This window comes from Xenorhabdus sp. KJ12.1 (assembly GCF_963876495.1).
Classification (GTDB): domain Bacteria; phylum Pseudomonadota; class Gammaproteobacteria; order Enterobacterales; family Enterobacteriaceae; genus Xenorhabdus; species Xenorhabdus stockiae.
On record NZ_CAWNQH010000078.1, the window covers coordinates 33,099 to 43,054 of the forward strand.

Annotated in this window: 10 protein-coding genes; 1 reads left to right on the forward strand and 9 read right to left on the reverse strand. The window is 36.2% G+C overall.

What is annotated here, in order from left to right:
* Positions 1 to 2 precede the first annotated feature (2 nt).
* From icmT to mobA, 6 genes are read right to left on the reverse strand one after another with little or no spacing between them, the layout of a single operon-like run.
* A complete protein-coding gene (gene icmT, locus AACS92_RS13790; RefSeq protein ID WP_099111534.1) occupies positions 3 to 260 on the reverse strand; it encodes an IcmT/TraK family protein in 258 nt (85 codons plus the stop codon).
* On the reverse strand, positions 250 to 1,452 hold the full coding sequence (gene traJ / locus AACS92_RS13795) for a plasmid transfer ATPase TraJ (protein ID WP_099111535.1): 1,203 nt from the start codon (positions 1,450 to 1,452) through the stop codon (positions 250 to 252). The genes icmT and traJ overlap by 11 nt, the downstream gene beginning before the upstream one ends.
* Positions 1,431 to 2,225, reverse strand: coding sequence for a type IV secretory system conjugative DNA transfer family protein (locus AACS92_RS13800; protein ID WP_099111536.1), 795 nt, complete (start codon positions 2,223 to 2,225; stop codon positions 1,431 to 1,433). Before AACS92_RS13800 ends, traJ begins: the two co-directional genes overlap by 22 nt.
* A gap of 3 nt (positions 2,226 to 2,228) precedes the next feature.
* The gene (locus tag AACS92_RS13805) at positions 2,229 to 2,705 is read right to left on the reverse strand and encodes a DotD/TraH family lipoprotein (protein ID WP_099111537.1); all 477 of its coding nucleotides are present in this window, start codon (positions 2,703 to 2,705) and stop codon (positions 2,229 to 2,231) included.
* A gap of 21 nt (positions 2,706 to 2,726) precedes the next feature.
* The gene (gene traI, locus AACS92_RS13810) at positions 2,727 to 4,688 is read right to left on the reverse strand and encodes a TraI/MobA(P) family conjugative relaxase (RefSeq protein WP_099111538.1); all 1,962 of its coding nucleotides are present in this window, start codon (positions 4,686 to 4,688) and stop codon (positions 2,727 to 2,729) included.
* Positions 4,669 to 4,998: a plasmid mobilization protein MobA gene (mobA, locus tag AACS92_RS13815; protein ID WP_099111539.1), complete on the reverse strand. Its 330-nt coding sequence runs from the start codon at positions 4,996 to 4,998 to the stop codon at positions 4,669 to 4,671. Before mobA ends, traI begins: the two co-directional genes overlap by 20 nt.
* Positions 4,999 to 5,406: 408 nt before the next feature.
* On the opposite strand from mobA, the gene AACS92_RS13820 reads away from it, so the two are divergent.
* On the forward strand, positions 5,407 to 5,700 hold the full coding sequence (locus AACS92_RS13820) for a MobC (RefSeq protein WP_099111540.1): 294 nt from the start codon (positions 5,407 to 5,409) through the stop codon (positions 5,698 to 5,700).
* An 894-nt stretch (positions 5,701 to 6,594) separates the two neighbouring features.
* Here AACS92_RS13820 and AACS92_RS13825 read toward each other — a convergent pair.
* From AACS92_RS13825 to AACS92_RS13835, 3 genes are all read right to left on the reverse strand, one after another.
* A complete protein-coding gene (locus AACS92_RS13825) occupies positions 6,595 to 6,765 on the reverse strand; it encodes a hypothetical protein (protein WP_193756986.1) in 171 nt (56 codons plus the stop codon).
* Positions 6,766 to 6,893: 128 nt separating this feature from the next.
* Entirely contained in the window at positions 6,894 to 7,559 is a 666-nt protein-coding gene (locus AACS92_RS13830; protein WP_099111541.1) for an LPD29 domain-containing protein, read from the reverse strand.
* Between the two features lie 596 nt (positions 7,560 to 8,155).
* Positions 8,156 to 9,505: a DUF3560 domain-containing protein gene (locus tag AACS92_RS13835; protein ID WP_099111542.1), complete on the reverse strand. Its 1,350-nt coding sequence runs from the start codon at positions 9,503 to 9,505 to the stop codon at positions 8,156 to 8,158.
* Positions 9,506 to 9,956 lie beyond the last annotated feature (451 nt).

Genomic DNA, 9,956 nt, shown 5'->3' on the forward strand with positions numbered 1-9,956 from the left:
AATTACCCGTTTCTTCTCATCCACCACGGCCGACCAGTTAAGTGATTACCCCGCAACCATCCCTTAGCCTTACCAAATAATATTGTCAGCGATAATTTCCTATGATGCAGGAAAGACAAGAAGCCAACCCAAACGATAACCAGTAAAGCATGAACTGTGGTCATATGTATAAACCAAGTAAGAATCAGCAAATACCAACCCCAAGATACACCCAATATCTTTAATGGTTTTCCGGCATTTCTCCACCTGTTAATTTCCATAAGTGCCATCCTCTAACCGTTGGTAATCTTTAACTGTTCCGGCAACTTCAATCATTTCTTGTTTAGATATTTTGTTGTTCACAAATTCTCTATAGGCTTTCTGTGGAATAGTTTTTCCGGTCTTAGCCAAATCCTTATCAATCGTTTTTCCCCATTCATGATAAGGATGATCGAGCAGCTTATTTTTATATTCCTGATCAAAAATCACAAATTCCCTGAGAGCAATTCGTTTACCGTCCAAACTCTTAATCAATCTTTGAACAACAACATACTTGATAACTTTGAGCAAAGAATAAGCGATAGCTTCTCGGTATTCAGCCGGGAACATAAATAAAACACGAGGGAATGACTCGCCAACACTACTTATATGCAAGGTTCCCGTGCAAAAGTGCCCTGACTCTCCCGCAGTTATGGCCGCTTCCATCGCTTTAATTTCTAGTAGCTCACCAATACCGATAATCTTCGGTGCTCGCCTTAGTGCCGATAAAGCCAAACCTTCAGCAAAACTAGGAACATCAATACCTACTTCAGATTGTGCCGGTTCTGGTGCGATCCACTTAACACCCCCTAATAAGTATTCGACAGGGCTTTCAAGTGTCATAATTTTTTTATCGACAAAATTTTCACCACAATACTGAAGTTTTGCGGCCTGTAATGTACTTTTACCTGAACCTGTTTGTCCTCCAATCAATCCAAGACCAGAAGCCGGTAGGAGATTTTCTTGAAGATCCGGTTCTAAATTTAGTAATTCCAGTGATGGTATTTTGCTATTTAAAACACGCAAAGTAGCAGAAATAATACCAGCATTACCATTGACTGTAGCTTGTGTGAAATTAGCCCTGAAACGAGCCGTTTCACCTTTATCTAAACCATAGAGATCGTTTTCCTGGCCTTTCAACTGAAAGGTTGTATTGTGGATTTGTCCCTGTCTTAAACTTCCCCTAACATGATCGCCCCACAATTCAGAAACAATTAAATCCATTCTATTTTGCAATAACCTAAATTTAGGAGTCGCACAAATTTGCCGTCCATACCGTTCTATCCATATTTTTGAACCACCTTGTAATAAGATATCTGAAACATTATGTTTCGCGCACTTAACAAAAAAATGCTTAATATCATCAGGTGACGGTTGAGCATCTAACATCAAATCAGCTAATACTCTGTTTTCTATTTGATTGTCGGTTTCCATTGGTTTTTGTTAAGCTCCAAAGTGGCTTTGTTATCAATTCTCTTGACTTTATCACCCAAGATCATGCGTTCATCTGAACCGGTAACAGTGAGTATTTTTTGAGAAATAACAGGCGGCTTAATCATGTTTAATTGCAACAATGTAGAATAACGCAGCATACCGTTGTAATCGCGTGTTAACCGACTAAAATTCGAACGTAAAACATCATCAGCATTTTCACGACCTTTAGCCCAACCAGAAATAATTCCTTCTTTCCAAACTCCACGTTCTTTAAGATTCTTAGGCAAGACAGCCAGTTCAGGCTGTTCAATAGCGCTATTGTATAGTCCAACTTTCAGGTATTGCCTCCAAGATGGGGGGTTACTGACAAATCTAGCCGGTTTAATAATTTCATAAACTCTAGTACCCGTTCTCATCTGTTCATCAGTAATATGCGCCACATCTCTAGCTTCTACAATAACTGGCGGGGCGTAACCTTCCACACTGATTAAAGGTTCAAAGCGATACATCATGTCTAACGTAGATGAATGCTTTTCCAAAGCCTTTAATAATTCAACGGATCGTTCGGCTTTACCCCCGCGAAAACCAATAGTTTCAGATATTTCTTTCAACATTGAATATTTAATATCATCAACATCATGACTATTGTTGTTCGATGATAAATAGTCACGCATTGGTTTTGCTGTTGAGTTAATACCTAAGTTATCATCATTTACCTGAGCGACACCCATTGTGCTAAATAGCACAGGAAGTAATAAAAATATTTTTTTCATAACTTACCGCCATAGTGCATTTTTAGGTGTTTTATCATTCCCTTTATAATGTAAAATGATTGCATCTGTGCGATCTTCAATAACGCCTCTATAACCAATTTGTTCTTGAATTAAATTCACTACGGAATAATAAGAGGCATTAATAACGTTGATATTAATTGGAAGCGGTAAAATCAGCCCCTGAGTCGAAAAGGATTTACCGCGTTGTTTAGCAAGTTGTGCTAAAAGCTCCTTCGCGTCACCTTGCCAGTTAGTTTTAATGTGTTGAGCATCATTCATAATAACAGTGGGTAATTTAAAATTAGTTTTGTTTATTGCCCCTGCCTGATATAGCTCATCTTGAGCTAATTTTATAGATATCGCCTGTTTACTCAATTCGTCATAAACAAGTTGATTAGCATTTATTTCTTTATTTGATTTATTGTTGGCACACCCAGCTAATAATAAACTAAGTAAAATAATAATTTTTTTATTTCTCATAAATAAGCCCTAAAAACAATATCACCTATAGCTTAAATTTACATCATTATTATTATTTTGCAATTGTTGATTTGTATTTTTTTGATTTTCATTTTCCATGTTTTGACTATATACGTTATATTTTATTGAAACATGAGAAAATTCTTTATAGTGTGCTTTATATTGTTCTACATACTTAACACAATCCGCTTTGAATACGTCATTACCCATCACTTTTATCTGTTTAGTATCGCCTTTCAAAGATAAACCAATAGCTGCTAATTTATGTTTACCCTCTGCATTTGAACGTGTAAAAATAACCCGCCCACGATCAAGTAAAATTGGGTCATTTGTCACTAAATCACGGTAGACAATTGAGCCATCTTTTAATAACTCAGGTTTGAGGCCAAACGATTCTGAATTAGCTGGAGATACATCTCCCCTGCCATGACATAAAATAGCATTAATAGCCGTATCACGATTTTCATTAAATCGAGACATAACTGCTTCTTGATGATGTTTTTTCTTAGCCTGGGAGTAGTGCCATCCTCTTAGTTGAGATAATGCCGCAGCATCACCAGAAAGCGCTTCATGTTCTACCCATTGCCGATAGGTCATTCTAGGATTATCAGCGTAAAAACCATTTCTAGCCTGCTTATCTTCCAGTCTCAATGCAGCGATTTGTTTATATCGTTCAAATTCGCATAAATTATAAAATTGACGCCTTACAACCGGATCAGAGTATGTAGCTTTAACCATTCTCTTCATATTTCTAACATGAGTATTAATGGCGCGCATTTTTTCGGTAAGTTGACCACGATTGAACGGATACACAGGAAGATTTGATTTATACTCTTCGTAATGCCCTCTAAGTAAAAGGCGCTGTGCTAGTCGTTCTGTCCGTTTTTCAGCTCTAAGATCAGTTTCACCAATAGAAATATTAGATGAATAACCAGAACCTAACTCAGTCTTTACATTGGTAATATTTAAATTTGTATGCTCAAAATAACCAAACCGCATCAGCAAATTATCGAGTTTATGCTGGTCTTCTTTAAAGATATTTCTCCAGCTTACAGATACTTTATCTTGCTCATTATTCGTATGCGTTAAAAGTAATCCTCCTGCATGGTTACTCTGGCTTAAAACAAAGCCAGCCTTAGAAAACATATGATGCACATCCTGCCAAGAATTAGCAGCTTTAAGCCCATACTTAAACTCGTCAAGTAAACTCACAGTAGAACCATCAAAATGCTTAACAGGTTCATTTTTAATGTAACTATACAAGGATTGCATACCTGTATAGCGCTCTTTCTTATAGGCAATTTCTGGCTTATTAAGCCTATTTTTTTCAGAACGATTAAGGTTTTTAACTACGTGTCCTTGATCATTAACGATGAATGAGCCTGAATCATGTTTGAAACCATGTTTAAGCTCCAAAATACGACAAGATTTATGCAGTATTTCTTGAGAATAAGTAGCCTTATTAACTCTCAAAGTAAGTGGATTAACTCTATTTACAGCAATATGAACATGTACATTGTCAGTGTCTCTATGAATAGCAGCCATGTATTGGTGGCTCTGCATTCCTAGAGCTTCAAGTGTAAATAATGCAGAGTCAAAAATTTGTTTGTCTGATGGAGTTTCATCCGCTTGCCAGGATAAAACATAGTGCATAATTGGGTGTTTGCACCTAACAGCTTCTTGCGCCGTTGCCTGCATAGAAGCAGCCGCATTATCAAAATCACAATCAAGATTATGAATGATAGAAATACCATCAATGTTAACCTGATTAACATTTTCATAATAACTATCAACTTCAATAACACATTGTTCTTTTCTAACAAGATAGTTAGCTAAATTTTTCGCATGATTTTTCTCATAAGAACTCTGATCAATCAGGCTATCTGAGTGATCAGAGTTCTTTGTACTAATGTATGAAATTAAGCGTCGAATACCTTCTTTACCCGATACTTGATTTTTATTTTTAATGATTTTCGGTATCATCTTTTTCTATCTCACTAATTAGCATATTAGCAGCTTTCCTAAGTGCCACGAGCACTTCAGAGTATTCTTTATCACCAATTTTTTTTCCTTCAATAAAGAGGTGTTTTTGTAATGCTGCAACCCGATTTATTTGAGCTATAGCTTTATAATCACTTCTATTTACTATCTTTCTAGATAGACCTGTTTTTATCAGATAAGAACTAAGAGATAATCCGGCCAAATCAGCCTTCTCTTTTAATTTAATTTTTGTACTTTCATCAACTCGTATTTCGATACGTTGTGTCAATTTTCGATTTTCACTTTTGCTCATAATTCACCTGGGTGTCGGGGCTTGCCCTGACCTTGTTGTCTTGTATGTATCGCCGTGGCGGTACGTACAAGACACATCCTGTTATATCTTTAACTTATTTATCTATTTTAACTCTTTTGAGTTTTTTAGCTAGAAAAAATGGAAATCTAGCGTGTAATATATGCGTCATATTATGAATAGTTTTAATTTGAAATTATTAGAATAGAAATTCTAAAAAACACGAATAGATTTAGATAATAATCACATAAATCAATAAATACATTCGAATCAAAAATCATAAAAATTTCAATTTTTTCATGAAAAAATCATAGAGTTAAAAAGAAAATAAATAAAAAAACACAATTGACTAATCAAATTATTTATTCGATGATATATCGTAACTAAATCCATAAGAAGATCAGATGAACTATGAATGATAAAAACAATTTTTACTCACTAGATAGACTGAACGATATAGAAAACTCACTTAACCAATTACCAGATTTATCAAAACAGAGGTTAATAAAATCAGAAGCATTGAATATACTGAAAGATTCAATAAAAAAACTCAAAGAAGAAAAAGGATATACAGTAAGTGAGATACTGGAAAAACTGAAAGAATTAGGAATGAATGAATTAACACAAAAAGATATAAAATCAATCCTTGAAGTTAAAAAGAGGAGTAGAAAATCTAAAACTGTAAGTAACGAAATTATTCAGTAGATCCTACTAAAATAAAAATCAGGTAATAGGCTAGATAGTTTCATACTATGAATAGTAACATTAACAAAAACTATAATAGCCTTTTTTTTATAAAAAATATTGTTCTACCCTATACTTTTAGATAGATTAATTTATCTAAATATACTTCCAGAAAAATTTCTATTACTCTGAAAAACAACATTGAGTTATTTTTCAGAATAGCGGCAACATCCAGTTACCCACCGCAAGCGAAAAGGCGCAGGTACGGCTTCGCTCCGCTATCGCCTACCCGTACGCTACGGCTTCCCGCCCTTTTAAGGGGGCGGGAAGCCAGCTCGCCTTTTCTTATGCCGTGGATAACTTGCCGCCTCTTTGGTGTCGCTTTAACGTTCTTTTGTCTCCGACCGTCCGACTCTTGAGATGCTGTTATATCTGTGCGGTTGGTTCGCTTCGCTCACAGCTTGGCAGGGATGGGGGGTGTCATTGCTCCCTGGTTAGCCCCCCCTTTGTATCGGCGGTTCGGCGATGGTGTCCCCAGTGGCTTCTGTGAGCCGCCTTCCATGCGCTGCGCGCATAAAAAACGGATTATGTTGATGATTAACCTGTGAAAATTTTTTCCAAAATTGTTTCTTATTATTATAAAATTTTCATAAAGATATAAAAAAGGACGTCCGAAGACGTCCTGAATTTCTAAATATTACCGTGATATCTTTTATATACATTTAACCAAAATATAAAAAATCTCCATTCCTCTTTTGTCATGGGAATAGATTTTACACGTTTTCCCATTGCAACATCTTCCGCATAACATATAATGTTAAGAGACATAAGCAAACTCCTAATATTTTCTTGTGTCACTTGCCGAATTGTTAGCAGCAATTCGGCAGCATATTACCTCCTGAAAATAATTGTACTTTAGTTTATTTTTTTCGCAAAAATCCCAAAATATTCAGGTTTACATAAACTACTTTTTTTGAATTTTTCTATTGCTTCATTTTGATCTTTGGCAATAATTCTTTGAGTACAGCAATCAACAACTTCGCCATTAATATTCTTACCAAGAAAAAAAATCTTAAACTTATTCATTTTTGAACTCCTGCCGTATGGCATTAAATAATGGGCTTCCCCGTTTCGATATATACATTATTCCCTATTTAGGGAATTAAGTCAACATAATTACTAGAAAAAAAGCGGGAAAAACCCGCTTTTATAAATCATTTAATTCTTAAAAAGATATAATCAACACTGCCGAAAATCTCATTAAATGGTGTGTAGTTATTTTTATAAATATCTTCAAAGGTATCAAATGAACCGGCTTTAAATTTAATAACCAATCTTTCTACTTTTTCCTCTGTCAAATTAATATCTTTACTCCATGATATATAAACACTAGTGCTAGACATTCTGACAGAGAACTTAATGCCTGGAAAATTCATCTTTAGATCTAATCTAATATTTTTTATAGCTTCTTTAGTATTATATTTACTACTCACTCTATTTAAATGGGCGTACTCATGATTGTTAATAGTATTTTCGATGCCTTTCTGATAAAGCTCTTTTTTTCTGTCTTCTTCCTCTTTTTTCTTGAGTTCGTAGTAGCTTGCGTTCTCTAAGAGAGAATCAATTTCTTCCTGACTAACAAACTCATCATGAATCTGCCACTGAGTACCCCATAAAATGGATTCAGGCAATAAATTACTTTTTGTACCATTATAAAATACAATATCAAAAGAAGAAGAACCCCCCATATAAATTACGCCATGTAGATTTCTAATAGATGCAAGATCTTGCTCTCCATGAATGGCATATATAACACCGTTACCTTTATTATACAGCTCCGTTGATACAACTTGACCAATTACTAATTTAGATTTATTCATTTTTAAACTCCTGCCATATGGCGTAATAATGGGTTGCCCCGTTTCGATATATACATTATTCCCTATTCAGGGAATAATGTCAATAAATATATTATTAATCATATAGTTAAATTAAAATTATCCAGATAGTGAAGTGGGTATTTTGGGTTCTTATGCGCGCAGCGCATGGAAGGCGGCTCACAGAAGCCACTGGGGACACCATCGCCGAACCGCCGATACAAAGGGGGGGCTAACCAGGGAGCAATGACACCCCCCATCCCTGCCAAGCTGTGAGCGAAGCGAACCAACCGCACAAATATAACAGTATCTCAAGAGTCGGACGGTCGGAGACAAAAGAACGTTAAAGCGACACCAAAGAGGCGGCAAGTTATCCACGGCATAAGAAAAGGCGAGCTGGCTTCCCGCCCCCTTAAAAGGGCGGGAAGCCGTAGCGTACGGGTAGGCGATAGCGGAGCGAAGCCGTACCTGCGCCTTTTCGCTTGCGGTGGGTAACTGGACGTTGCCGCCACGCCATAAAAAGGCTCAATGCCTTTTTATGGCGTAACCGCACTCCTTTCTATTTATAGAAAAAAGGGGCTAAATAGCCCCCTTTTTAATTATAATTTTTGTATTTTCTCTTTTAATTTTTTTGCTGTATATAAAGCATTATGAGTAATTTTTCTAATCCAAGCATTTTTATTCTTACTCCATTTAAATGATCCTTCTTTTAGAATTTTCCTCACTTCTTCTTTTGGTTTCCCATCAAAAATGAATTTTATTCTATTTTCCTCGATATCCACCATATATATAAAACTTTCATATTCTTCTTTAATTTCTTTTAAATTCTTTTGGTTTTCAAGTTCTTTTATTCTATTTTTTAACCTATTTATTTCAGCATTATTATTTTGTAAAGAATAGCTTGCAAAGCCTTTCCGTCCTAAATAATCATCTTTCAACAATTCTTTTGCATTATTTTCAGACAAACCCAAAAGTATTATTTTTTTTGCTTTTTGTTCTTCGCTTTCATTACCCCTAATTATTTTATTGCACTCTTTCATTACATTTTGGCTTTTTATGCATTTTTCTAGTTTTGTTTTTAACTTTGTTATCGCTTCTGGATCATCGCTTGATATTCCTCCTGTTCCTACGCTAGCTGCTTTTTGTTCGTAGTGTTTAACTTTATTTAATAATTTAAAAGATTTTTCAAATTTATTATTAATTTTATTTCGATAATTTCTATCTCTTTTTTCACTATGATGACCAATTAAAATAGGTTGCCCAAAAGGTATATATGACGCCATATTTTTAGCTTGGTTATAATAAATTTGGCTATTTTCCTCTGCTTTTTCAGCTAAATTTTTATATCGTTCACGCCGTGCTTTTAGACGTAATTCATAGTGATTTATTTGTTCCTGCTCCTGCTCCTGTTCCTGTTCCTGCTCCTGTTCCTGTTCCTGCTCCTGCTCCTGTTCCTGTTCCTGCTCCTGTTCCTGCTCCTGTTCCTGCTCCTGTTCCTGCTCCTGTTCCTGCTCCTGTTCCTGTTCCTGCTCCTGTTCCTGTTCCTGCTCCTGTTCCTGCTCCTGCTCCTGCTCCTGCTCCTGCTCCTGCTCCTGCTCCTGCTCCTGCTCCTGCTCCTGCTCCTGCTCTTTTTCATTCAGGATAGTAGTTTGTGATATATGAAAAACTACTGTTTCCTTTTTTATTTTTATAATTTTTTCTTCTCCAGTCTTTTTATCTTTCTTTTTACACGGGATATACGTAGTAACTTTTACTCCCTTCTCTCCTTTTTTAACGACTCTATTCTTTGCAATCCAGGCATTGAAAGTAAATATATTTTCTCTAGGCAAAATTTCATCTTCATTAATTCCCATAGCTTCGAAACCTTCATAAATGGTTTCATAGTTTGCCTCAGAATCATTACTTAATGCTCTATCTAAAGCTACTTTACAAATTTCTGATTTTTTCATTTTATGAAACTCCTGCCATATGGCGTAATAATGGGTTGCCCCGTTTCGATATATACATTATTCCCTATTCAGGGAATGATGTCAATAAATATATTATTAATCATATAGTTAAATTAAAATTATCCAGATAGTGAAGTGGGTATTTTGGGTTCTTATGCGCGCAGCGCATGGAAGGCGGCTCACAGAAGCCACTGGGGATACCATCGCCGAACCGCCGATACAAAGGGGGGGCTAACCAGGGAGCAATGACACCCCCCATCCCTGCCAAGCTGTGAGCGAAGCGAACCAACCGCACAGATATAACAGCATCTCAAGAGTCGGACGGTCGGAGACAAAAGAACGTTAAAGCGACACCAAAGAGGCGGCAAGTTATCCACGGCATAAGAAAAGGCGAGCTGGCTTCCCGCCCCCTTAAAAGGGCGGGAAGCCGTAGCGTACGGGTAGGCGATAG